General features: G+C 66.5%; 18 protein-coding genes, 1 pseudogene and 1 riboswitch. Of the genes and pseudogenes, 11 read left to right on the plus strand and 8 right to left on the minus strand.

Annotated elements, in window-relative coordinates; translation table 11 throughout:
- Nucleotides 1-225: 225 nt before the first annotated feature.
- The 3 genes from ACTXG9_RS12195 (at nucleotide 226) to ACTXG9_RS12205 (ending at nucleotide 3,160) form a co-directional block, all read left to right on the plus strand.
- The gene (locus tag ACTXG9_RS12195) at nucleotides 226-1,518 is read left to right on the plus strand and encodes an adenylosuccinate synthase (protein WP_111102337.1); all 1,293 of its coding nucleotides are present in this window, start codon (nucleotides 226-228) and stop codon (nucleotides 1,516-1,518) included.
- Between the two features lie 132 nt (nucleotides 1,519-1,650).
- Nucleotides 1,651-2,289, plus strand: a complete 639-nt coding sequence (locus ACTXG9_RS12200; RefSeq protein ID WP_111102338.1) for a hypothetical protein — start codon at nucleotides 1,651-1,653, stop codon at nucleotides 2,287-2,289.
- Between the two features lie 445 nt (nucleotides 2,290-2,734).
- On the plus strand, nucleotides 2,735-3,160 hold the full coding sequence (locus tag ACTXG9_RS12205) for a DUF4259 domain-containing protein (protein ID WP_181451877.1): 426 nt from the start codon (nucleotides 2,735-2,737) through the stop codon (nucleotides 3,158-3,160).
- A gap of 4 nt (nucleotides 3,161-3,164) precedes the next feature.
- Here the strand turns inward: ACTXG9_RS12205 and ACTXG9_RS12210 are convergent, their stop codons facing one another.
- A complete protein-coding gene (locus ACTXG9_RS12210) occupies nucleotides 3,165-3,794 on the minus strand; it encodes a M23 family metallopeptidase (protein WP_329859456.1) in 630 nt (209 codons plus the stop codon).
- A gap of 4 nt (nucleotides 3,795-3,798) precedes the next feature.
- Nucleotides 3,799-4,761: a L,D-transpeptidase family protein gene (locus ACTXG9_RS12215; protein WP_188250370.1), complete on the minus strand. Its 963-nt coding sequence runs from the start codon at nucleotides 4,759-4,761 to the stop codon at nucleotides 3,799-3,801.
- 234 nt (nucleotides 4,762-4,995) lie between these two features.
- Between ACTXG9_RS12215 and ACTXG9_RS12220 the strand changes: the two genes are divergently transcribed.
- Both ACTXG9_RS12220 and ACTXG9_RS12225 read left to right on the plus strand, forming a co-directional pair.
- Nucleotides 4,996-7,119: a methyl-accepting chemotaxis protein gene (locus tag ACTXG9_RS12220; RefSeq protein ID WP_456115762.1), complete on the plus strand. Its 2,124-nt coding sequence runs from the start codon at nucleotides 4,996-4,998 to the stop codon at nucleotides 7,117-7,119.
- Between the two features lie 48 nt (nucleotides 7,120-7,167).
- Nucleotides 7,168-7,260: pseudogene (locus ACTXG9_RS12225) on the plus strand (alpha/beta fold hydrolase); the annotation flags it as partial.
- An 8-nt stretch (nucleotides 7,261-7,268) separates the two neighbouring features.
- On the opposite strand, the gene ACTXG9_RS12230 reads toward ACTXG9_RS12225, so the two are convergent.
- Nucleotides 7,269-7,787, minus strand: coding sequence for a hypothetical protein (locus ACTXG9_RS12230; RefSeq protein ID WP_188250368.1), 519 nt, complete (start codon nucleotides 7,785-7,787; stop codon nucleotides 7,269-7,271).
- 22 nt (nucleotides 7,788-7,809) lie between these two features.
- Nucleotides 7,810-9,900: a catalase gene (locus tag ACTXG9_RS12235; RefSeq protein ID WP_188250367.1), complete on the minus strand. Its 2,091-nt coding sequence runs from the start codon at nucleotides 9,898-9,900 to the stop codon at nucleotides 7,810-7,812.
- Nucleotides 9,901-10,014: 114 nt separating this feature from the next.
- Between ACTXG9_RS12235 and ACTXG9_RS12240 the strand changes: the two genes are divergently transcribed.
- The 3 genes from ACTXG9_RS12240 (at nucleotide 10,015) to ACTXG9_RS12250 (ending at nucleotide 12,740) form a co-directional block, all read left to right on the plus strand.
- Nucleotides 10,015-10,737, plus strand: coding sequence for a helix-turn-helix transcriptional regulator (locus ACTXG9_RS12240; RefSeq protein ID WP_021204412.1), 723 nt, complete (start codon nucleotides 10,015-10,017; stop codon nucleotides 10,735-10,737).
- A gap of 82 nt (nucleotides 10,738-10,819) precedes the next feature.
- Nucleotides 10,820-12,187 carry an amino acid permease gene (locus ACTXG9_RS12245; RefSeq protein ID WP_456115763.1) on the plus strand — a complete coding sequence of 456 codons (1,368 nt, stop codon included), beginning with the start codon at nucleotides 10,820-10,822 and terminating at the stop codon, nucleotides 12,185-12,187.
- Nucleotides 12,188-12,329: 142 nt separating this feature from the next.
- Nucleotides 12,330-12,740: a VOC family protein gene (locus ACTXG9_RS12250; protein WP_058980986.1), complete on the plus strand. Its 411-nt coding sequence runs from the start codon at nucleotides 12,330-12,332 to the stop codon at nucleotides 12,738-12,740.
- An 83-nt stretch (nucleotides 12,741-12,823) separates the two neighbouring features.
- On the opposite strand, the gene gcvP is transcribed toward ACTXG9_RS12250, so the two are convergent.
- The gene (gene gcvP, locus ACTXG9_RS12255) at nucleotides 12,824-15,691 is read right to left on the minus strand and encodes an aminomethyl-transferring glycine dehydrogenase (protein WP_021204410.1); all 2,868 of its coding nucleotides are present in this window, start codon (nucleotides 15,689-15,691) and stop codon (nucleotides 12,824-12,826) included.
- A gap of 62 nt (nucleotides 15,692-15,753) precedes the next feature.
- Nucleotides 15,754-15,856, minus strand: a riboswitch (glycine riboswitch).
- Nucleotides 15,857-16,155: 299 nt separating this feature from the next.
- Between gcvP and ACTXG9_RS12260 the strand changes: the two genes are divergently transcribed.
- The 3 genes from ACTXG9_RS12260 to ACTXG9_RS12270 all read left to right on the plus strand — a co-directional run bounded on the left by ACTXG9_RS12260 (nucleotide 16,156) and on the right by ACTXG9_RS12270 (nucleotide 18,895).
- A complete protein-coding gene (locus ACTXG9_RS12260) occupies nucleotides 16,156-17,382 on the plus strand; it encodes a multidrug effflux MFS transporter (protein ID WP_031270798.1) in 1,227 nt (408 codons plus the stop codon).
- 141 nt (nucleotides 17,383-17,523) lie between these two features.
- Complete coding sequence (locus tag ACTXG9_RS12265) at nucleotides 17,524-18,420, plus strand: siderophore-interacting protein (protein ID WP_207050023.1); 897 nt, start codon at nucleotides 17,524-17,526, stop codon at nucleotides 18,418-18,420.
- Nucleotides 18,421-18,502: 82 nt separating this feature from the next.
- Complete coding sequence (locus ACTXG9_RS12270; RefSeq protein WP_008265644.1) at nucleotides 18,503-18,895, plus strand: hypothetical protein; 393 nt, start codon at nucleotides 18,503-18,505, stop codon at nucleotides 18,893-18,895.
- A gap of 197 nt (nucleotides 18,896-19,092) precedes the next feature.
- Here the strand turns inward: ACTXG9_RS12270 and ACTXG9_RS12275 are convergent, their stop codons facing one another.
- The 3 genes from ACTXG9_RS12275 to ACTXG9_RS12285 all read right to left on the minus strand — a co-directional run bounded on the left by ACTXG9_RS12275 (nucleotide 19,093) and on the right by ACTXG9_RS12285 (nucleotide 24,050).
- Nucleotides 19,093-21,057 (minus strand): M2 family metallopeptidase, encoded by a 1,965-nt coding sequence (locus ACTXG9_RS12275; RefSeq protein ID WP_206621877.1) that lies wholly within the window; start codon nucleotides 21,055-21,057, stop codon nucleotides 19,093-19,095.
- A 579-nt stretch (nucleotides 21,058-21,636) separates the two neighbouring features.
- Nucleotides 21,637-23,286, minus strand: a complete 1,650-nt coding sequence (locus ACTXG9_RS12280; protein WP_206621876.1) for a phosphoethanolamine transferase — start codon at nucleotides 23,284-23,286, stop codon at nucleotides 21,637-21,639.
- Nucleotides 23,283-24,050 (minus strand): phosphatase PAP2 family protein, encoded by a 768-nt coding sequence (locus tag ACTXG9_RS12285; RefSeq protein ID WP_021203176.1) that lies wholly within the window; start codon nucleotides 24,048-24,050, stop codon nucleotides 23,283-23,285. The genes ACTXG9_RS12280 and ACTXG9_RS12285 overlap by 4 nt, the downstream gene beginning before the upstream one ends.
- Nucleotides 24,051-24,131: the final 81 nt, after the last annotated feature.

Consider the following 24,131-nt stretch of genomic DNA (forward strand, 5'->3'; position numbering starts at 1 on the left):
CGGCTGACCGGCCGGTGAAGCCGTCCGTCGGAAAGGTGGCACCCGACCCCGGAAACCCGGATAATGCACAAAAGCCGGACGGGCCTCCCCGTCCGGCTTTTTCCGTGTCTGGGCCTTCCATCGCCGGCCGCTCCCCGTTTGGAGCCGCCCTCCAGGTGCTGGCCAGCCCCGCCACGGTTTACCCGTCCGCGGCCCCGATGGCCGCTACAAATCGAGGAGCCCGTCATGGGTCAGTCTGTCGTAGTGTTGGGTGCCCAGTGGGGCGATGAAGGCAAGGGCAAGATCGTCGATCTGCTCACTGAGGAAATCGGCGCCGTCGTGCGCTTCCAGGGCGGCCACAATGCAGGCCACACCCTGGTCATCAACGGCAAGAAGACCGTCCTGCACCTGATCCCGTCGGGCATCCTGCGTGACGACGCGCTGTGCCTGATCGGCAATGGCGTGGTGATCTCGCCGGCCGCGCTGCAGAAGGAAATCGCCGAGCTGGAAGGCTCCGGCGTGGAAGTGCGTTCGCGCCTGAAGATCTCCCCGGCCGCGCCGCTGATCATGCCGTACCACATCGCCCTGGACCAGGCGCGCGAGCGCGCTGCCGGTGGCAAGGCAATCGGCACCACCGGCCGTGGCATCGGCCCGGCCTACGAAGACAAGGTGGCGCGCCGCGGCATCCGCATCGCCGACCTGCACTACCCGAAGCAGCTGGAAGAACTGCTGCGCACTGCGCTGGACTACCACAACTTCGTGCTGACCAAGTATCTGAACACCGATGCGGTCGACTTCCAGAAGACCTTCGACGAGGCGCTGGCCTTCGGCGAATACGTGCAGCCGATGAAGTCCGACGTGGCCGGCATCCTGCACGACCTGCGCAAGCAGGGTAAGCGCGTGCTGTTCGAAGGCGCGCAGGGTGCGCTGCTGGACATCGATCACGGCACCTACCCGTACGTCACCAGCTCCAACACCACCGTCGGTGGTGCGCTGGCCGGTTCCGGCGTCGGCGCCGATTCGATCGACTACGTGCTGGGCATTGCCAAGGCGTACGCCACCCGCGTCGGCGGCGGCCCGTTCCCGACCGAACTGGACGACGAAGTCGGCCAGGGCATCCGTGACCGCGGCGCCGAGTACGGCGCTTCGACCGGCCGCCCGCGTCGCTGCGGCTGGATGGACATCGTCGCGCTGAAGCGCGCCGTGGCCATCAACGGCATCAGCGGCCTGTGCATCACCAAGCTGGACGTGCTGGACGGCATGGAAAAGCTGAAGGTCTGCATCGCCTACGAATACAACGGCAAGCGCACCGAGTACGCGCCGCTGGACGCGCAGGGCTGGGAAGAATGCACCCCGGTGTACTTGGAGTTCCCGGGCTGGAGCGAGAACACCCACGGCATCACCCAGTGGGACGAGCTGCCGCCGGCGGCACGCGCCTACCTGCGTTCGCTGGAAGAACTGGCCGGCTGCCCGATCAGCATCGTTTCGACCGGCCCGGACCGCGACCACACCATGGTCCTGCAGGATCCGTTTGCCTGAGTGAGAGACCGGTAGCGCTGGGCCCTGCCTGGCGTCGCAGAAGGAAGAAGCCCCGCGAACGCGGGGCTTTTTCGTTACTGTGTCGCCAGTCCAGTGCCGGCAAGGAAGCGAAGCGATGACCAGGATGCCAGCGTGAAAGGCGAGACCGTGGTGCGGATCACCCTGTGGGTGTTGTGGAGCCTGTGGGGCGTCGCCTGCGTGGTGCTGGCGCTGGGCGCCATCGCCAATCATCTGGCCTCGCGCACCCAGACCCTGCCGCTGCTGCTGAGCCCGGGCGCGACGGCTGAGGTGACGGTCTACCGCCTCATCGATGACCCACTGCGGCTGCGCCTGCGCTATGCCGCGGACGGTACTGAGGCTGACCCTGAAGTGCTGCTGCGCATCGATACTCCCACCGATCATGGAGACTTCCGCGCAGAAGAGCGTTCGGGAGTGGCCGGGCAAGGCATCAACCGCAGACTGGCATCGGTTGAATCCAGCGGCCTCATGGCGTCCTACTTTGGTTATGGCCGCGGCGATGCATTGCCACGTGGCCGTTCATGGCTGCGGGTAACCGTGCTGGAGGTGGACCCTGCGCTCGAGGGGCGCGCGGCAGACATCGAGCTGCAGCCACCCTTGGATCTACTGAAGCTGACCGACCTGGACTACGTCTGGCTGTGGCCGTTCTTCTTCTGGAAGGTGGCGGCGCTGTTCCTGCTGATTCCGGGGGCTGCCTTGGCGGTGTTCACGTTCACCTTGCGGCGCTGGCAGCGCCGCACTCCCGCGAGGTAGTCCCAGACCCAGTGTGGTGGCACTCATGGATCACCGGAAACTTGCCCGAGAGGGGTAGGATCATGCCCATACCGGGTAACAACCCGCCGGTCCTTCTGCGCTGACGTCAAAGGGCGGTTCAATTCAGCCGCATCGACCTGCCGTTGGTCTTCATGCGCGGGTGGAGCGTCGCTGCAGTGCGCGCGGCACTGTTGGTTGCGGAGAATCCAGTCTCTACGCGACCACGGCGCTTCATCGGTCTGAACAGGATCTTGTCGCTTTTCACCTTAAATCAACACGGGACGACAGGCGGGAGTCTGCCGGGGATCGCCGCGTGCCAATGGCTGCCGCCACGCATGGCGTCTTGCATGCAGCTTGCGCTAGCGGAGACTCGTCGCCAGCAGCATGATGGATGACTACCGTGCGGGTCCTGCACGGTATCTGCCTGCCAATTAGGAGCAATCACATGGGCGCATGGGGACACGGTTCATTTGATAATGACGATGCCTGCGATCTGGCCTGCGATCTGACGGAATGCACGGATCTCTCGATAGTGGAGGAAGCGCTGCGCGCGGCTATCACCCCCAATGATTACCTAGAGGCACCTGAAGCGGGCAGGGCGGTCGCGGCTGCAGAGGTGGTGCTGGCACTGTTGGGCCAGCCGACGGCTGCCATTGCCGAGGAAGAAGCGTTACTCGCTTGGGTCAAGGCATGCAATCAGGTGCCATCGTCAGCGATGTTGTTGCTTGCACAACTCGCTGTCCAGCGTGTACAGGCCGAGGACTGTGAACTGCGGGAATTGAAAGAGGAATCCGACTCGTTGGACGAATGGATGGCCGAAGTGAACAGGCTGCAGGAAGGCCTGCGCGCCGCATGCAGCGTGATCGGCTGACGCGTCAGCGTCCGGCTGCTCGCAGCAATGGGTAGGGGTTGATCGATTCCCCCTTCCACCACTGCCTCTCCGGCCCCAGCACGTGTACCTCAAAATGCAGATGCGGCGCGTCGGCGCTGGCGTTACCGGTGCTGCCGACGTAGCCGATCACCTCCCCGCGCTTGATCACCTGCTTCTCGGCCAGGCCATCGGCATAGCGCTGCAGGTGCGCGTAGTAGTAGCACCAGCGTCCACTGGGCTCGAACTGATAAATCGTCAGGCCACCGCGCTTGCTGTCGAACAGCTTTTCTACCGTGCCGTCGGCCACCGCGAGTACCGGAGTACCCGCATCGGCCATGATGTCGATGGCATCGTGCACGCGGCCCTCGCTGCGTGCATCGGTGAAGGTATCGCGCAGCTGCGACGCCTGGATGCCCTGCACCGGCAGCAGCAGGCCGGTTGGCGCATTGGTGGCGCTGGACGGCGACACGGCCGTGGGAGCCGGAGCGCCTACGCGCGGCGTTGCAACCGCAGCCACCGCAGGTTGCACTGCGGGCGGGGAAACCGCCGCCGGCTCACCCGCATCGTGGTGCAGCCACCAGCCCCCCCCCACGCCCAGCAGCACGCCCAGCACGATCAGCTGCGAAAGACGCATCGGCTCACTCCTGCATCACCACGGGCACCGAAGTATCCACCGCATCGGCCACGCGCAGCGCATCCCAGTTGGTCATGCGCACGCAGCCATGCGACTCGGTCTTGCCGACATGGCCGGGCTCGGGCGTGCCATGCAGGCCGTAGTGTGGCTTGGACAGGTCGATCCAGACCCGTCCGACCGGATTGTTCGGGCCAGGCGGCAGCGTCGCCTTCTTTTCGCCCTTGCGCGCATCCCAGAACAGCTTCGGGTTGTAGTGGAACGGCGGGTCGCGATACACGCCGAGAATCTTCCATTCGCCGATCGGCAGCGGATCGTGCTGGCTGCCGGATGAGACAGGCACCTGTGCGATCACTTTGCCCTGCGCATCCAGCAATTGAAGTGTGGAGTCGGACTTGTCGACCACGATCTTCGCCGCCTTCGGCAAGGCCCCCGTTCCGATGTTGGGCACCTGGATGCGGCTGCCGGCCTTGGCCAGATCGACGCCGGGATTGAGTGCCTTCAGCAGCTCAGGGGAGGCGTGGAAGCGCTCGCCCAGGCCTTCTTCCACGCTGCTGAAGCCCAGCGACTTCAGCTTGGCCTGTGCGGCGGGCCCTTTCGGTATGGGCTGGAACGGGCCGGCAACATCTTCAGCCGTGAGCGTGTAGCTTGCCAGCGGCGTGATCGTATCGGCCTGCAGGGCCTTCCAGGTAGCGTCATCCAGTTCACCCGTTACGCTCAGCCCATGCGCCGCCTGGAAGCCCGACACCGCGCGCCGCTGGTTGCTGCCCACTTCGCCATCGATCTGGCCGGGGGAAAAATTCGCGCGATCCAGCAGCACCTGGGCGTGCAGGACAGAGCGGGGTGCGGTGTCCGGTCCTGCCTTCTCGGCAATGGGGGCAGGCAGGCCAGGCGGCGGCGCCTGCGCGAAGGCAGGTGATGCCAGCAGCGAGAGAGCGAGCAGGGCGGATCGGGGCATGGGTAACGGCATCGGGGACTCCAGCAGGGAACGCCACCACCTTGCCCGTAGACGGCGCCGAGCCACCGTGAAAGGGATCTGATGCCCGCATGAGCAGGCATGTCATTGCGGCCGGTTTGCACCGGCAGGTGCCACTGGGACGGCGACTCACCAAGGTGAACAGTGGCCGACGCCATTGGTGGATGGCGATCAAGATTGCCTGCCGTGCCGCCGATAAGGGCGCATCCCCCCGTTTTGGATACCCCCATGAACTACTTGAGGAACGTCAGGGTTGCCTGGCGTCTTGGGCTGGGCTTTGGCCTGTTGCTGCTGCTGGTTGCCGCCGTGGTGGCCACCGGCGCCACTGCCAGTGTCGTGCAGAAGCGCGCGATGCAGCAGGTGGTCGACGTCAGCGTGGCCAAGGTGCGCCTGTTGTCGCAGATGCTTGATGCCAACAACCAGATGATGGTGGTGCGCCGCGAGATGCTGATCCGCCAGGGTGATCACCGCACCAGCGACGAGAAGCGCATTGCTGATCTCGTCAAGCGCTACGAGGCCAGCTGGAGCGCCTACCAGGCGCTGCCCAGTGACGCCGAAGGCAAGGCCATCGCTGAAACCATCGCCGCCAAGCGAGCCGTTGCTCGCCCGCTCAACAAGCAGACCAGCGAACTGATGGAGCAGGGCGATTATCCCGGTGCCGTGGCGCTGACCCTGGGCCCGGTGCAGGACGCCGCCAACGGCTGGAACAAGGCGCTGTCCGATGGCGTGGACTTCGAGGAGAAGGAAAGCCGTGAGGCTGCCGCCGAGGCGATCCGCCTGGGCGAGCGCAGCCTGCTGCAGTTGCTGGTGCTGGGCGGCGTTGCGCTGCTTGCTGGCATCGGCGCCTCGGTGATGATCGGCCGCAGCCTGACCGGTCCGCTGGCGCGCGCGGTGAACCTGGCCGAGCGCCTGTCCAAGGGGCAGCTGGACCAGGAGTTCCGCCTCGGTGGCCGCGACGAGCTGACCCAGCTGGGTGAGGCGATGGCCAGCGTGCGCCAGAGTGTGCAGGCGGCGATCGGCGCGCAGTTGCAGATGGCGGAACAGCACGAGGCCGGCGCAATCCGCTATCGCATGGACGCCAGCGCGTTCCCCGGCGATTTCGGCCGCATGGTGCAGGCCACCAACAGCCTGGTCGAATCGCACGTGCAGGTGGAACTGCTGATGGCTGAAGTAATGCAGCGTTACGCCATCGGTGACCTCAGCCGCGACCTGCCGGACTACCCGGGCGAAAAGGGCACGTTGACCCGCACCCTGGCCGCGGTGAAGCAGAGCCTGATGGCGATCAACGCGCAGATCGATGAACTGGCCCGTGCCGCACGCGCCGGCGATTTCAGCATGCGTGGCGATGCCGGGGCCTTCCAGTACCAGTTCAAGACGATGGTCGAGCACCTCAACGGCATGATGGCCAGTTCGCAGGCCAGCATCGCCGATGTTTCCGACGTGCTGCGCGCGATCTCGCATGGCGACCTGACCGCACGCATGGAGGGCGAGTACGAAGGCGTGTTCGCGCGCATGCGCGACGATGCCAACACCACCACCGCGCAGCTGACCGGCATCGTCCGCGGCATCCAGGTGGCTGCCGACAGCATCAACAACGCGGCGCAGGAACTGGCCGCTGGCAACAACGACCTGTCGCGTCGAACCGAGCAGCAGGCGGCCAATCTGGAAGAAGCGGCCGCGTCGATGGAGGAGCTGACCTCCACCGTACGCCAGAACGCCGAACTGGCGCGTCAGGCCGACAGCGAAGCGCACGCTGCCGGCGCCGCCGTGCGCGAGACCGAGCAGGCGATGGCACAGATGGCATCGGTGATGGGCGAGATTGATCAGTCCTCGGCACGCATCTCGGAAATCTCCACGGTGATCGACGGCATCGCGTTCCAGACCAACATCCTGGCGCTGAATGCTGCAGTGGAAGCCGCGCGCGCGGGCGAGCAGGGGCGGGGCTTTGCGGTGGTCGCCAGCGAGGTGCGTACGCTCGCGCAGCGTGCCGGTGTCGCCGCCAAGGAAATCAAGGAGCTGATCGAAGACGCCGCTGCAAAGGTGAAGAGTGGCCTGGCCGTCACTGTTGAATCGGAAGCCGCGATCGCCCGCGTGGCCCAGGCCAGCTCGCGCACCACCCAGCTGATGAGCGACATCGCAGCGGCCAGCAAGGAACAGGCCGCCGGCATCGAGCAGGTCAACCAGGTGGTGGTGCAGATGGACCAGGTGACCCAGCAGAACGCTGCGCTGGTGGAAGAAGCCACTGCCGCCAGCCGCGCGCTGGAGGAACAGGCGCATGCACTGACCACGTCGGTGTCGGTATTCAAGATGGAAGGCGCGGCGGTCTCTGCTGTGCCCCGTCGCGCAGCCTGAGCGGGCTGCCAGTGCAGTGACAGGAATACGGCCGCCTTGAGCGGCCGTATTACGCTGGAAGGGCCCCATCTACCGCTGCAGGCCCGTGCTGACGCAGCCGCAGCCGAAGTTGCCGCATGGATGAGGACGCTCCCCTCCTGACCAACGCTTCAGCCGCGCGCGCGGTTACGCGCAGCTTTCTTCGCCGCCGCCTTGCGCACGGTCTTCTTCGCGGCCCGCGTCTTGGCTGCCTTCTGCGCGGCGGCGCTCCGCGAGGCGGCCGTACCCGCCTTCTTGGCCGCAGCCTTGTTCGCCGTCTTCTTTGCGGCCTTCTTTGGCGCGGTCTTGCGAGCCGGTGCCTTCTTCGCCACCGCCTTCTTCGCAGGTGCCTTCTTCGCAGGCGCCTTCTTCGCAGGCGCCTTCTTCGCCGCCGTCGTCTTGGTTGCGGCCTTCTTTGTGGCCGACGTCCTGGCAGGCGCCTTCTTGGCAGCCTTCTTGCTGGTCGCTTTCTTCGCGCCCTTGCGTGCACTGCCGCTACGCTTGCCGCCGCCGTCCTGCTTGTTCACGGTGGCCCAGGCAATGCGCTCGGCGGTGCCTTCACTCGCGCCGCGATCACGTTCGCTTTCCTCGATGTGCTCGGCCTGGCGCTTCTGCTTTTCGGTATATGCGGATTTGTCACCACGGGGCATGACGATTCTCCTGTCGTTGTGGTCAGGCCAGCAGGCGCAGCTTGGGCTCACGCGCCCACTGGCGGGTGGCGGCCGCCGCCAGGAATGCCTTGGCGTCTTCCGCTTCGACGATGCCGGCATCGTTGCCGACCCGCGCCGCCTTCAGCAGCGCTTGGCCTCCCGCGTCGCTGGCGATGGCCTTCAGGTGTGCCCACGCCTGGCTGACGAACTCCAGCGCGGCGCTCTCTTTCGACAACGCCTTTGATGCGTCTACGCTCAGCACCACGGCCACCGCATCGAACACAGCCGATGGCGTGCCTGCCAGTTGCCCATCCGCCGCCTGCATCGCGCCATCGCTCAGCGTGGCGCCACCGACTTTGGGCGCGACCAGCTTCACGTCTGCACCTGCTTTCCTGGCTGCCTTGCTCAGGCTGGCAATGATGCGGGCGTCGGAGCCTTCGTCGAACAGAATGCCGATACAGCGACCCTGCAGGGTAGGCTTGTTGCGTCCGATCACACGCACCTCGGGAGCGGGAGGCATGTCCCGCGCCGGGGTGGCGGTGGGTGCCGGGTCGGGCAGGGCGGGCAAGGCCAGACCATCGGCCACGCGCCGCGCCAGTGAGTCATCGATGTTGCGCAGGTGGCTGACGGTACGTACCCGCACCTTCAGCGTTTCCACCTTGGACAACTCGAACACCAGCGCCGATGCCAGGTGCGCCTGCTCCGGCGTTTCAAGGCTGCGGAAGAACATGCGGGCCTGGCTGTAGTGGTCGGCGAAACTCTCCGCGCGGGTACGGCCCTTGCGGCCATCGTCGGCGCTGGCGTGGCTGCGGAAACCCGCAGGCGTCTCACGCGGTGAGTCCTCCTGCAGCGAGCTGGGATCATAGGCGACGCGGCCCTTGGGCACCTGCATCTGCATGTGGCCGTCGCGCTGATGATTGGCGAATGGGCACTTCGGGGCATTCACCGGGATCTGGTGGAAATTCGGGCCGCCAAGGCGCAGCAGTTGGGTGTCCAGGTAGGAGAACAGGCGGCCCTGCAGCAGTGGGTCGTTGCTGAAGTCGATGCCCGGCGGCACGTTGGCCGGGCAGAACGCCACCTGTTCGGTCTCGGCGAAGAAGTTGTCGGGCCAACGGTCCAGCACCATGCGCCCGATCACCTGCAACGGCACCAGCGATTCGGGAATGATCTTGGTCGGGTCCAGGTGATCGAACGGGAATGCGTCGGCTTCTTCTTCGGTGAACAACTGCACCGCCAGCTCCCATTCGGGAAAGTCGCCGCGCTGGATGGCCTCGAACAGGTCGCGGCGATGGAAGTCATTGTCGGCTGACTGCAGCTTCAGCGCTTCGTCCCAGACCGTTGACTGGATGCCCAGCTTTGGCCGCCAATGGAATTTGACGAAGGTCGACTCGCCTGCCTCGTTCAGCAGGCGGAAACTGTGCACGCCGAAGCCTTCGATCATGCGCAGCGAGCGCGGAATGGCACGGTCGCTCATTGCCCACATGATCATGTGCATCGACTCGGGCATCAGCGAAATGAAGTCCCAGAAGGTGTCGTGGGCCGAGGCGGCCTGCGGGAAGGCACGGTCCGGTTCCATCTTCACTGCGTGCACCAGGTCCGGGAATTTCATGGCGTCCTGGATGAAGAACACCGGAATGTTGTTGCCGACCAGGTCCCAGTTGCCCTCCCTGGTATAGAACTTGACCGCGAAGCCGCGCACGTCGCGCGGGGTATCCACCGAGCCTGCGCCACCGGCCACGGTCGAGAAACGGGTGAATACGGGTGTCTTCACCCCTACCTCGGTCAGGATGCGCGCGCGGGTATGGGCGGCCAGTGACCGGGTCAACTCGAAGTAGCCATGTGCTGCGCTGCCACGTGCATGCACGATGCGCTCGGGAATGCGTTCGTGATCGAAGTGGGTGATCTTCTCGCGGAGGATGAAGTCTTCCAGCAGCGTGGGCCCCCGAGGCCCCTGTCGCAGGGAGTTCTGGTTGTCTGCCACCGGGATGCCCTGATCGGTGGTCATCACCGGATGGCTGCCCCCGGCCTGCTGGTGGAGCTCATCGCCATTGCCCCGTGGGTGGCTTTCGGGCGGGGTGGTTGCGCGCTTGCCGGTCTGCTTGCTGGCGGCCATGGAGGGTGGCTCCGGATCGTCAAAGGGAACCACGACACTGGAACCGAGCCCGTTAAACCCCGGTCCGGCAAAGGTGAACGTACGGGCAAAAGCGGGCTCGGGTATGCTTGCCGCATGCGAGTCGAGCCCGCCGACATCGAAGCCTTGTTCGACGCCATCCCGGACGTGCTGTTCTTCATCAAGGACCGCCAGGGGCGGTACACCCACGTCAACCAGACCATGCTGCGACGGCTGGGCCTGCGCGCGCGCAAGGACGTGATCGGGCGGACCGCGGCCGAGATCTACCCGACCGGCCTCAGCGCGGACTATGTCGACCAGGATGCCCGCGTGCTGTCCGGCGAGGTGATCGAGAACCTGATGGAGCTGCACCTGTTCGCCAACCGCGAACCGGGCTGGTGCCTGACCTGCAAGCGCCCGCTGCTGGTCGATGGCGCCATCGAGGGCCTGATCGGCATTTCCCGCGACCTGGGCCAGAAGGACAGCCTCGGCACCCAGTACGAGCAGCTGCGGCTGGCGCTGGCCCACCTCAACGCGCACTACGCCGAGAACGTGCGCATGCAGACCCTGCTGGACATCACCGGCTTCTCGCTGTCCAAGCTGGAGCGCAGCTTCCGCAAGGTGTTCCAGATGACCCCGCAGCAGGTGCTGACCCGGCTGCGGATCCAGATGGCCATGCACCTGCTGCACGGTGACGAGAGCATCGCCAGCATCGGCCAGGCCTGCGGTTTCAGCGACCAGAGCGCCTTTACCCGCAAGTTCAAGGCTGAAACCGGTTTCTCGCCGCGTGCCTACCGCGCCCGTATTGGTGGCAGTGTCGGAGAGCCGGCACTGGCCTGAGCCGCCTGCTGCGCTGTGCCTATCCCCGCAGGCATGGGACAGGGTAAGGTGTCGCCCCTGTAGCCCGCCGCCAGCCCTGCCGATGCCCAACTCGATTCCGACCGCTTCGCCGTCCCGCCTCGGACATTCGCTCAAGCCCCGCCAGCTGATCATGATGGGCCTGGGCAGCGCCATCGGCGCCGGCCTGTTCCTCGGCTCGGGCGTAGGTGTGCAGGCGGCCGGTCCGGCGGTCCTGGTGTCGTATCTGGTCGCCGGCGCGCTGGTGATCATCGTGATGAACGCTCTGGGCGAAATGGCGGCGGCCAAACCGACCAGCGGCGCGTTCTCGGTCTATGCCGCCGATGCCATGGGCGCCACCGCCGGTGCCACCGTCGGCTGGTTGTGGTGGGTGCAGCTGGTGATCGTGATCGCCGCCGAGGCGGTGGGAGCGGCCGGTCTGCTGGCCACGGTCTGGCCAGCAGTACCTGTACCGATGGCGGCGCTGGCCTTCATGCTGTTCTTCACCGCGATCAACCTGCTCGGGGTGAGGAACTTCGGCGAGTTCGAATTCTGGTTCGCCATCCTGAAAGTGGCGGCGATCCTGGCGTTCATTGCCATCGGTGTGGCGCTGCTGATGGGTTGGCTCCCGCAGGTGACCTCGCCTGGGCTGAGCAACTTCACCGAGCATGGTGGTTTTGCGCCGAAGGGCCTGGCCGGGATCGGCGCGGCGTTGCTGGTGGTGGTGTTTGCCTTCGGCGGCACCGAGATCGTGGCCGTTGCGGCGGCGGAGACCGAAGATCCGGAGCGCAGCATCGCCCGTGCCATCCGCACCGTGGCGTGGCGCATCCTGGTGTTCTACATCGGCTCGCTGAGCGTGATCATCGCCGTGGTGCCGTGGACCAGCGAGGCGCTGAAGTCGCCCTTCGCCGCGGTGCTGGACATTGCCCGTATTCCGGGTGCCGGCACCGCCATCACCCTGATCGCTGTGATCGCGCTGCTGTCGGCGCTCAATGCCAACCTCTACGGCGCCTCGCGCATGATGTATTCGCTGGCGCAGCGACGTGAAGCCCCGGCCGTGCTGGGCTGGACCGATCCGCGCCAGGTGCCGGTCATCGCCGTGCTGGCCAGCGTCCTGTTCGGTTTCGCCGCCACGGTGATGGAACTGCTGTTCCCGGACCGGGTGCTGCCGGTGCTGCTGAACATCGTCGGTTCGACCTGCCTGCTGGTGTGGACGCTGTCGCTGGTCTCACAACTGGTGTTGCGCCGCCGCGCGGATCGCCTGGGTACCCGGCTGCCGTTCCGCATGGCGGGCTTCCCGTGGCTGACCGTGTGCGCGCTGGGCATCCTGGCGCTGATCTTCGGCCTGCTGCTGAGCGAGGCGCACACCCGTCTGCAGTTCCTGTCGATGGTTGCGCTGACCGCCACGATCGCCGCCGGCAGCGCCATCGCGCGGCGCATGCGCGAGGCGTGATTCTGTAGAGCCGACCCTACGGTCGAGGCTGCTGTTTGCGCGATCGCCAGCCGAGCATGGGCTCGGCTCTACAACAGGCACACACTCCGCGTGGCACTGTGCGCAGGTGGGCCGCCAGCGGCCCGTCGACCGGGAGTACCGCATGCTGCGCAGTCGCCCCTTCCTGATGTTCACCGGCCAGGCCGAGGCCGCCCTGGCCCTGTACGCCGAGGCCTTCGCCGATTTCCGCCTGCTGGCAATGCAGCGCCATCCGGACGGCGCCGGTGCCGGCGTGCCCGGGCAGGTCCGACAGGCCATCTTCCTGCTCGGTGGCACCCACTACCTGTGCTTTGACAGCCTGGACGTGCACGATTTCACCTTCAGCCCGTCGATCTCGCTGTTCGTCGAGTGCTCCGGCGCCGAGCAGTTCGAGCGCGCGGCACGCGTGCTGGGCGAGGGCGGCCACTGGCTGATGCCGGTGGGCGAGTACGATTTCAGCAACCGCTACGGCTGGGTGCAGGACCGGTTCGGTGTGTCCTGGCAGTTGAGCCTGGGGCAGATGCCGGACCCGTGATCGGTTCAGCCGCTGCGCTCGCCGGGCATGGCCCGGCGCTACCGTAAACGAAAACGGCCCGCTTGCGCGGGCCGTTCCGTCAATCACGCTTCGACTTCATCGTCCTTGTAGGCATCGACCGGGATGCAGGCGCACATCACGTTCTTGTCGCCGTACACGTTGTCGACGCGTGCCACCGGCGGCCAGTACTTGCTCTGCTTCAGGCTGGCCAGCGGGAAGGCAGCCAGTTCGCGCGGGTAGGCGTGGGTCCACTCGCTGGCGGTCACTGCGGTGGCAGTGTGCGGCGCGTTCTTCAGCGGGTTGTCCTCGCGGTCCAGGCGGCCGTCTTCGATCGCGCTGATTTCCTCTCGGATCTGGATCATGGCGTTGATGAAGCGGTCCAGCTCGTGCAGCGACTCACTCTCGGTCGGCTCGACCATCAGCGTGCCGGCCACCGGGAAGCTCAGGGTCGGGGCGTGGAAGCCGAAGTCGATCAGGCGTTTGGCGACGTCCTCGGCACCGATGCCGCTGGTCTTCTCCAGCGGGCGCACGTCGAGGATGCACTCGTGCGCCACCAGGCCGTTGCGGCCGGTGTACAGCGTCTTGAAGTGCGGCGCCAGGCGCTTGGCGATGTAGTTGGCGTTGAGCTGCGCGACCTGGGTGGCCTTGCGCAGGCCTTCGCGGCCCATCATCGCGATGTACATCCAGCTGATCGGCAGGATCGAGGCGCTGCCGAAGCTGGCGGCGCTGACCATGCCGACCGGGCCGTTGTCACCCAGCTTGCCCGGCAGGAACGGGGCCAGGTGTTCCTTGACCGCGCACGGGCCAACGCCCGGGCCGCCACCGCCGTGCGGAATGCAGAAGGTCTTGTGCAGGTTCAGGTGCGAAACGTCCGAACCCCACTTGCCGGGCTTGGCCACGCCGACCAGGGCGTTCATGTTGGCGCCGTCGGTGTACACCTGGCCGCCGTGCTTGTGGATGATCTCGCAGATCTCGACCACCTCTTCCTCGAACACGCCGTGCGTGGACGGGTAGGTCATCATGATCGCGGCCAGGCGGTCGCTGTACTTCTCGGCGTTGAGGCGGATGTCTTCCACATCGACATTGCCGTTGGCATCGGTCTTGGTGACCACCACCTTCATGCCGCACATCTGCGCCGAGGCCGGGTTGGTGCCGTGCGCCGAATCCGGGATCAGGCAGATGTCGCGATGGCCCTCGCCGCGCGAGCGGTGGTAGGCACGGATCGCCAGCAGGCCGGCGTACTCACCCTGCGCGCCGGAGTTCGGCTGCAGGCTGACCGCGTCGTAGCCGGTGCATTCGACCAGCATCGCTTCCAGCGTGTCGATCAGTTCCTTGTAGCCCAGCGCCTGGTCAGCCGGCACCAGCGGATGGATCTGCGAGAACTCCGGCCAGGTCACCGGGATCATCTCGGCGGTGGCGTTGAGCTTCATGGTGCACGAACCCAGCGGGATCATCGTGCGGTCCATCGCCAGGTCCTTGTCGGCCAGCGAACGCAGGTAGCGCAGCAGTTCGTGCTCGCTGTGGTGGGTGTTGAACACCGGATGGGTCAGGAACGCGGACTGGCGCAGCAGGCCGGCCGGCAGCGCGTCGGCGGTGCTTGCGTCCAGCGCATCGATGTCGGCCTGCGCGCCGAACACGGCGGCCAGCGCGACCACGTCGGCGCGGGTGGCGGTCTCGTCCAGGCTGATGCCGACCGAGTCGCTGTCGATCGCGCGCAGGTTGTAACCGGCGGCGCGTGCCTTGGCGTGGATCTCATCGGCGTGCACGCCGGTGACGTGCAGGGTGTCGAAGAAGTCGCCACCGACCTGTACGCCGGCGTTGCGCAGTGCCGCTGCCAGGATGGCGGCCAGGCGGTGGGTGCGGCGGGCGATGCGGGTCAGGCCTTCCGGGCCATGGTAGACCGCATACATCGAGGCCATCACTGCCAGCAGCACCTGTGCGGTACAGATGTTGGAGGTGGCCTTCTCGCGGCGGATGTGCTGCTCGCGGGTCTGCAGGGTCAGTCGGTATGCCGGATTGCCCTGGGCATCGACCGAAACGCCGATCAGGCGGCCCGGCATCGAGCGCTTGTAGGCGTCACGGCAGGCCATGAAGGCGGCGTGCGGGCCACCGAAGCCGAACGGCACGCCGAAACGCTGGCTGTTGCCGACCACGATGTCCGCGCCCCATTCGCCCGGGGCAGCCAGCAGGGTCAGGGCCAGCAGGTCGGTGGCCACGGCCACCAGGCCGCCGCGTGCGTGCACGGCATCGACCAGCGCTTTGTAGTCGCCGACCTGGCCGAAGGTGTCCGGGTACTGCAGCAGCAGGCCGAAGGCTTCTGCTTCCAGTGCCTCGGCCGGGGTGCCGACGCGCAGCACGATGCCCATGGGCTCGGCGCGGGTGCGCAGCAGTTCCAGGGTCTGCGGGTGCACGGCATCGTGCACGAAGAAGGTGTCCGACTTCGACTTGGCCGAACGCTTGGCCAGGGTCATCGCTTCGGCGGCGGCGGTGGCTTCGTCCAGCAGCGAGGCGTTGGCGATTTCCATGCCGGTCAGGTCGGCGCACAGGGTCTGGAAGTTGATCAGCGCTTCCATGCGGCCCTGCGAGATTTCCGCCTGGTACGGGGTGTAGGCGGTGTACCACGCCGGGTTTTCCAGGATGTTGCGCAGGATCACGTTCGGCGTGTGGGTACCGTAGTAACCCTGGCCGATGAAGCTGCGCAGCACGGTGTTCTTGTCGGCGATCGCACGGATCTTCGCCAGTGCCTGCACTTCGGTCATCGACTCCGGCAGCGCCAGCGGCGCCGGCGACTTGATCTTGGCCGGCACGATGGCATCGGTCATCGCATCCAGCGACGCGTGGCCGACGACGTCGAGCATCTGCGCGATCTCGGCATCGTTGGGGCCGATGTGGCGCTCGACGAACGCATTGTGGTGCTCGAGCTCACGCAGGGAAGGGGTGTTCTGGGACATGGCGAAGGATCCGTCAGGAAAGGGCACACGCACGGGCACAAGCCGCCGGTCGGCGGTCTGCGGGGCGCCCCTCTGTCCTTTTGCCTGAGAGTTTGGAAGCGCGGAAAACCGCGGCTTCGTGCCCCTTCGGCGCCGGATCGAACCGGTCTCTCCAGAGTTCTGTTACGGGTGGTATCGGGCCTGAGCGATTACGGGCGTTGCGCCTTCGGCAGCGGTGTTCCGCTTCTCCCACCGTGTTGCCCGCCGATTATAGCCCGTTGCGGGCCCGCTGGCCGCGCCCCGGCGCGGGCCCGCGGCTGAATGGCCGATGGCCCGGCCGTGCGTTTTGTGCACCGCTGCATGGCATCGGGCGCAATCCCCACCTATGATGGGCGGATACCCGAATTCATCTGGCGCCGTCCCCGTTGCAGCGGGACCGGCGCCCGCCGTGCGTGCCGCGCATGGCCCTGCCGGACGCTTCCTTCATGACCGCCGCCGTTGCTCCCTCCACCCGCCGCATGGCCCTGCTGCTTGCCGGCCTGGCCATGTTCGGCCCGTTCTCGATCGATACCATCTTCCCCGCGTTCCCGCAGCTGGCGCAGCGCCTGTCGGTGGACGAGGTGGCGGTGCAGCAGACCATCAGCGTGTACCTGCTGTTCTATGGCCTGATGAGCCTGGCGCATGGCCCGCTGTCCGATGCGTGGGGGCGCAAGCGGGTGATCCTCGGTGGCCTGGTGGTGTTCGTCGGCGCCTCGGTCGGCTGTGCGCTGTCCACCGATCTGGCCACGCTGCTGGCGTTCCGCGCGCTGCAGGGCCTGTCGGCGGGTGTCGGCATGATCGTCGGCCGCGCGGTGATCCGCGATCTCTACCATGGCCACGACGCGCAGCGCCTGATGAGCCAGGTGTCGATGCTGTTCGGCATCGCCCCGGCCATCGCGCCGATCATCGGTGGCTGGATCCTGCTCAGTGGCGCCGGCTGGCCGCTGATTTTCTGGTTCCTGGTGGTGTTCGCGCTGGCCCTGCTGGCAGCCACTGCACGCTACCTGCCGGAGACCCATCCGGTCGAAGCGCGCGTGCCGTTGTCGCCGCACGCGTTGATGCGCGATTACGTGCGCATCGGTTTCAACCCGCGCTTCCTGCGCCTGGCGCTGGCCGGCAGCATCGGCTTCGGTGGCATCTTCCTGTACATCTCGTCGGCGCCGGTGTTCGTGATGCAGCACCTGCACCTGGGCGAGGGCGGTTTCGCCTGGTTGTTCATCCCCACCATCGGCGGCATGACCACCGGCTCGTTCCTGTCCGGGCGCATGGCCGGGCACACCACGCCCACCCGCCAGGTCGCCATCGGTTTCAGCCTGTGCGCGCTGTCGGCGCTGCTGAATGTCGGCTACGTGGCGCTGTCGCCGCAGTTCGTGTTGCCGTGGGCAGTGCTGCCGATCTTCCTGGGCGGCATGGGCATGGCGCTGATCTTCCCGATCCTGGCGCTGGCGGTGCTGGACATGTATCCGCACCAGCGCGGCCTGGCCTCGTCGCTGCAGGCCTTCGTGCAGCTGATGATCAGCACCGTGGTGGCCGGCGTGGTGTCGCCGTTGCTCAGTGCCAGCCCGCTGCACCTGGCGCTGGGCCAGGCCGCGTTCTTTGGCGCCGGCTTCGTGTTCTGGTACTGGGAGCACCGGCTTGAGCGCGCGGCGCAGGCAGCCTGCACGGGCGATTGAGCAGCGCGCAGGGGTAGGGCACGCCGCGATGCCCGTAACGCTTGCGGCGAGGAACGACCGGACTAGGCTGGGGACTCCAGCCAGCCGGTGCGTGGATGCACGACAGCCAGCCGATCCGATGTCGTTGCATGAGGTTCCCCCATGGCTGCGCAGCAGACCTACCGCCTGTTCGAGGTGGCGCTGAAGGAGCGCCGCGTTCTTTCTCCTTCCCTGGACCGCATGGTATTCACCGGTGCCGACGTGGCGCGGATGAAGACCGAAGGCCCGGACCAGCGCATCAAGGTGTTCTTCCCCTTGCCCGGCCAGGACGTGCCGCCGGTGCCCAGCGGCGAGGACTGGTATCCCCGCTACCGGGCACTGCCGGACGACCAGCGCCCGCCCATGCGCACCTACACGATCCGGCAGTTGCGTGCCGAGCAGGGCGAGGTCGACGTTGATTTCGTGCTGCATGGCGAAACCGGGCCGGCCTCGCGCTGGGCCGTCCACGCTCGCCCGGGCGACCGCGTAGTGCTGCTGGCCCCCGATGCCGACTGTGCCGACAGCAGCGAAGGCTGGGAATGGAAACCGCCGATGGGAGTCGGCCAGGTGCTGCTGGTGGCGGATGAAACCGCGCTGCCGGCGGTGGCCGGCATCCTCGAGGAACTGGCGGCCATGGTCGATCCGCCGCGCACGCTGGCGCTGCTGGAGGTGGCGCAGGCCGGTGATGCCGTGCACCTGAAGGCGCCCTCCAGCGCCGAGCTGGTCTGGCTGCCGCGCGGGCGGGCCGCCTATGGACAGCCGTTGCTGCAGGCGGTCCAGGCGCGGTTGGCAGCGGCCCCGGGCGCGGCTGCCGGCGATGCGCTGGAGGAGATCGACGTCGATACGCAGATCCTCTGGGAGCAGGCCGATACCCGCGTGGCCGGGCCGCTGTATGCCTGGGTGGCAGGCGAGGCGGCGGCGGTAATGGCGATCCGTCGCCACCTGGTCCGCGACTGCGGGCTGGACCGCCGCGCGATCACCTTCATGGGCTACTGGCGGCACGGCAAGGTGCTGGACTGACCGTGCTGGATCGAGCACGCGTGAAGCAGCGCTGCGGGCGGGGTGCGTTATCCTTGCGCCCCCTTCGCAGCGGTACCGCACCATGTCCACCAGCTCCAAGACCCGCCGCGACCAGCGCCGTCGCCAGGAAAAGCAGGCCGCCAACAAGGCAGCCGCGCAGGCGTCGCCGGTGGAGCCGCATGCCGAACTGCGCGACGCGCAGCGCACCCTGCTGGCCGGTGTCGTTCGCCGCGATGGCGAATGGGTGCTGGGCATGGATGGCCGCATCGCCGGCCACAGCGAGAGCGCTGCGCAGGTGCTGGCGCTGATCATGCAGGCCGGTGAGCTGCACGAACGCAATGGCACGCCGGTGCGCCTGATGTACTCCGATGCACTTCGTGATGCCGCACAGGCCGAAGCAAAGGAGAAGGGCCAGACCTTCGAGGAGTTCAAGGCCGAGCTGGCCGCGGCGATGGCAGCGAAGAAGAACAGCTGATCCGCCGTGGGTAGCGCCGGGCCATGCCCGGCGAGCGCAGCGGTGCGATGAAGAGCCGCCGGGCATGAATCACTCTCACTGCTTGGCGAAAGGCTCCGCGCGCATGGCGATGCGTTCGCTGCAATGGCGCCCACCGGTCACGTGGGCGCGGCCCGGCGCTACATCAGGGGCGGATCCTCGCGGACCCGCCCCTTTTCTCATTTCGCCGCCGGGGCCGCGTTGGCCTGCCAGCCGCACATCTGGCCTTCGTTCTGCTGCTTCAGCCACTCGTTGACCGGTGTGAAGTACTCGATCATCGGGCCGGCATCGAGCTTGTCGGTGCCGGTCAGCTCCTTCAGCGTGGCCTGCCACGGCTGGCTGGCACCTTTGCTCAGCATCGCCCAGTACTTCTGGCCGGCTTCCTTGTTGCCGTAGAAGGTGCACTCATGCAGCGGGCCCTTGTACCCCGAGGCGTCGCACAGGCCCTTGTAGAACTGGAACTGCAGGATGCGCGCCAGGAAGTAACGGGTGTACGGGGTGTTGCCCGGCACGTGATACTTCGCGCCCGGATCGAAGAATTCTTCGCCACGGCTGCTGGCCGGGGCCACGCCCTGGTACTTGGCCTTCAGGTCCCACCATGCCTTGTTGTAGTTGTCGGCGGTGATCGAGCCATCGAACACGCCCCAGCGCCAGCGGTCGATCATCAGTCCGAATGGCAGGAACGACACGCCCGACAGCGCCATGCGCATCTGGTTGTTGATGACCGCCTCGCGGCTTTCGGTCGGCGCGTCGACCAGGCCGATCGAGCTGAGGTACTTGGGCGTCATCGCCAGCACGATGGTGTCGCCGATCGCTTCATGGAAGCCGTCGTTGGCACCGCCCTGGAACAGCGGCGGCAGCGGGTTGTAGGCCAGGTCGTAATAGATGTGGCCCAGCTCGTGGTAGATGGTGGTGAAATTCTCTTCGTTCGGCTTGATGCACATCTTTGTGCGCACGTCGCCTTCCATGTTCATGTCCCAGGCGCTGGCGTGGCAGACCACGTCGCGGTCGTCAGGCTTGATGAACTGGGTTTTTTCCCAATACGACTGCGGCAGTGACGGCATGCCCAGCGACACGTAGAAGTCCTGCGCGCGCTCGGTCATCTGCTTGGCGGTGCGCAGTTCGGCTTCGCGCTGCGCCTTGTACTGGGCCGCCACACTGGCGTCCTTGCCGGCCTTGGCCAGCGCCGCGCTCAGGTTGGTCTGGTACTGCTTTTCCAGTGCAGCGGTGATGTCCAGGCTGCCGGCACCCGGATATGGTTCCAGCTGGTCCCACAGGTTGGACCAGTCCTGCTGCCACATGTTGCCCAGCAGGTGCGCGGCGATCAGGCCATTGCCCACTTCGGCCTTGTCCTTGCCGTAGGTCTTGTCCAGCTTGGCGCGCGCATAGCAGTGCAGCTGTTCGTACATCGGCTTGACCTGTTCCCACAGGCGATCGGTTTCCGGGCCGATCTGCTCCGGCGGCATGTCATAGCCGCTGCGCCACATCTGGCCGGCATCGGTGAAGCCCATGCCCTTGGCGCCTTCGTTCACCAGGCCGACGAACTTCTGATAGTCGCCCCGCATGTTCTTGGTGGTGCTGTGCCAGCCCTGCCAGGCGTCGAGCTGCTTGTCGTAGTCGCGGCTGCGTGCCAGCACCTGCTCCAGCTCGCCCAGCTGCCGGCAGGAGTTCGGGTCGTTGGCATCGGTGCAGTACTTGCCGGCGCCATAGCTGCCTTCCATGCGCGTGGCGATCTGGGTCAGCTCGGCCAGTTTGGCCGGGTCGCGCGGCGCCGGCATCGACGACATCAGCTTCAGCAGGTGGATCGCGCGCTTGCTGTCCTCGCTCATCGGCTTGCCGTCGAACTTGGCGGCCTGTTCGATCCAGCTGTTGAGCTGGGTCAGCGAGCGCTCGTTGGCCTTGGCCGCGATGCGTTCGGAATCACTGTTGATGTAGGTGGAGGACAGCCACTGCGCCGAGGTCATCTCCGGGTAGGCGGCCTTGAATTCGGCATTGATGCGGGCCACGAACTGGTCGGCGGTTTCGCCGGCCGGGGCGCTGCTGCTGGCGGTATCGGTGCCTGGGGTGGGTTCCTTCTTGCAGGCGGCCAGGGCCAGCGTGGCGGCGGCGACAGCCGAGGCCAGCAGGAGATGACGGTGTTTCACGGGCGGTCCTTGGGTGGTGAACGACGGCCGAAGGCTAGTGGGCCGTCGCTGCCACCGCAAGTGGCGGAAGTCGGCCGGGCCGCGCCCGGCACCCGCAGAGGCTTTCAAGCAACGGCAAAGCCGAAGCAACAGCAACAGCGGACGATCCGTGGTTTGGCGGGGCGGGTCCGGTTGCGGGGGGCGCCGTAAATCCGTCCATGGAGGCTCGGTCGCGCCATCCATGGCGCTCACGCCCCCGCAACCGGACCCACCCCGCCTTCGACAGATTTCCGCGACCTTTCATTGATCCACGCCATGCGTGGATGCTTTTCGAATTCAATTCGACTATTCGATTCCGATGGAAATTCATCCACGCATGGCGTGGATCTACCAGATCGGGACAATCTGTCAGAGGTGGAGCGGTGTCGGAGTGCGGGGTGTCAGCCGCATGGATGCGGCTGCCAAGCCTACATGGACGTACTTGCGGCGTCCCCGCATTCCGACACCGCCCCGCCAAGCCACGAATCGCCTGCTTCTGCTGTTGCCGTTGCTTGTGCAGTGGCCTCGGCGGGTGCAGGGCGCAGCCCTGCCGACAAACCCTCAACTCTCGCAGTTGGCGAACACGTCGCGGTCGCGCTCGTATAGCGAGGTCTTCACCTGCATCAGGCCCAGCACCGACGGGAACAGGTTGTCATGGTCGGTATATGCCGTCGAGCGCTTGCGCACGCATTGCAGGTCCAACCCGCGGCTGCTCGCGAAGCCCGGCGAGAACCACATCGTCATCGGTACCCGGGTCTGCTCGGCCGGGGCGATGGCGTAGGGCACGCCGTGCAGGAACAGGCCTTTTTCGCCCAGCGATTCGCCGTGGTCGGACAGGTAGATCATCGCCGTGTCGTAGTCCTGCATGCCCTGCAGCGTGCCGATGGTCTTGCTCAGGAAGTGATCGGTGTACAGCACGGCATTGTCGTAGCTGTTGGTGATCTCTTCGCGCGAGCAGCGGCCGATGTCACGGGTATCGCAGGTTGGCTTGAAGCGGGCGAAGGCGGCCGGATAGCGCTCGAAGTAGGCCGGTCCGTGGTTGCCCAGCTGGTGCAGCACCACCACCCGGTCGCCGGGCCTGGCCCGCACCTGGGTGGCCAGGTCCTGCAGCAGGATCTCATCCATGCAGCGGCCATCGGCGCACAGGCCCGGCGTGGTGGCATCGGACAGCGACTGGAAGTCCAGGCCTTCGCACACGCCCTTGCAGCCGGACTGGTTGTCACGCCACAACGGCACGATGCCGGCGCGGTCCAGGACGTGCAGCAGCGACTGGTGCGCACGGATCTTCTTTTCGTCGTAGTCGTGACGACCCCATGGGGAGAACAGGCACGGTAGCGAAACCTCGGTGCTGGTGCCGCACGAGTGCATGTCCGGGAAATTGATCACGCTGGCCTGCGCCAGTTCCGGCGTGGTGTTGCGGCCACCGTTGAGCCCCCAGTTCTGCGCACGCACGGTCTCGCCCATGACGATCACCAGCAGGCGCGGCTTGCTGGCCGGCGCGCGCGGGGTGGCCTTGGCATCGGTACCGATCGGCAGCTTCGGCGCGCGCTGCACCGGATTGTCGCCACGCAATGCACGCGGCATGCCCAACAGGACATTGGCCGGTGTCGCGAGATAGCGCACTTCACGCTGGTTGCGCATCAGTGCCGAGACATCCTGGAACGAGATCAGGGCACCGCCGATGGCGGTCACTGCGGCTACTGCAAGGAAGCACAGCCGCCACAGCAGGCTGCGGCCCCAGCTGCGGCGGCGCAGCTGCACGCGCCACAGCACCAGCATCGGCAGCACCGCCAGCAGCAGTACCGGCCATATCAGCGACACGGTCATCAGCTCGCGGCTTTCCTTGGGGTCGGTCGCCAGCACGTTGCGCAGCATGTCCGCATCCAGGTAGATGTGGTAGCGGCCCATGTAGTGCGCGGCGAACGCGGTCACCAGCAGCAGCAGGCTGATCACCACCTTGGCATTCCAGCGCCAGACCAGGATGCCGAGCAGCACGCCGTGCGCACCCAGCAGCAACAGCAGCAGCGACAGCGCGTAGCGCAGGCTGCCCGGATGGCTGGCCATCGCGCTGTGCCAGAACAGGCCGTTGCCGGCCACCGCGAAGAACAGGCTGGTCAGCGCGATCAGCGCTTCGGTGGACAGCTGTGGCCGCCAGTGGCGAAGACCCGCCAACGCAGAAGGGCCGGCGGGGCGTTGGACCGATGCACTCATGCGTTTGCTTCCTGGCGGTTGGGACGGTCCAGCGGATGGCGGATCAGGATGCCTTTGACGATCAGGTACAGGCCGAGTGACAGCAGCCAACATATCAACGCGGTGGCAACATCATGCGAAAGGAAATGCGCGCCGCGCAGCTGCTGGCTGATGCCGAACACCAGGCCGGTGCCGAGGCCGATCCACAACCCAGCCCAGCGCCACGACGGGCGCCACAGCAGGGCGAAATAGTACAGGCACAGCCACGCATAGCCCGCGCTGGCGTGGCCGGCAGGGAAGCACGCCTGGGCGGGCATTCCGGCCGGGCGCTGCGTGAAAAGGCCGATATAGGGCTGATGGCCACCGTAGCGCAGCAGGTCCCAGGGACATTCCATCGGCACCAGGGCCTTCAGCAGGGAGATCACGCCCGTCCCCAGCGCCATGGCAATTACGACATAAAGCAGCGCCCATCGCAGGGTGCGATCGCCTCCCTTGCGCCAGTGGTGCACGCACAACAGGATCGCGACCAGCGCCGCCGACGTGCTCAGCCATTTGCCGGCCTTGTGCACCACTGTGCGGGTGACCCAGGCGTCCTGCAACGCCCAGTGGCCACCTTCAAGACGGAACAGGTGATCGGCGACCCATTGATCGCCGCCGAAACCCATCAGCAGCGTAAACAGGGGCAGACCGATTGCGACAGGCAGCCAGAAGTGAGTTACGGCGAATCTTGACGCCAGTGGCGATGTCGCAGGCGGCGCAACCGCATCAATGGGACGAACGGGCATGCTGGGAAGGGGCGGTTCGGGAATCCGCGCTCATGCTCGTCACCTTGATGTCGGAGAAGGGTCGGACGCCCGTTCGCGCCG

The sequence above is a fragment of the Stenotrophomonas maltophilia group sp. LNF247 genome, from assembly GCF_054083135.1.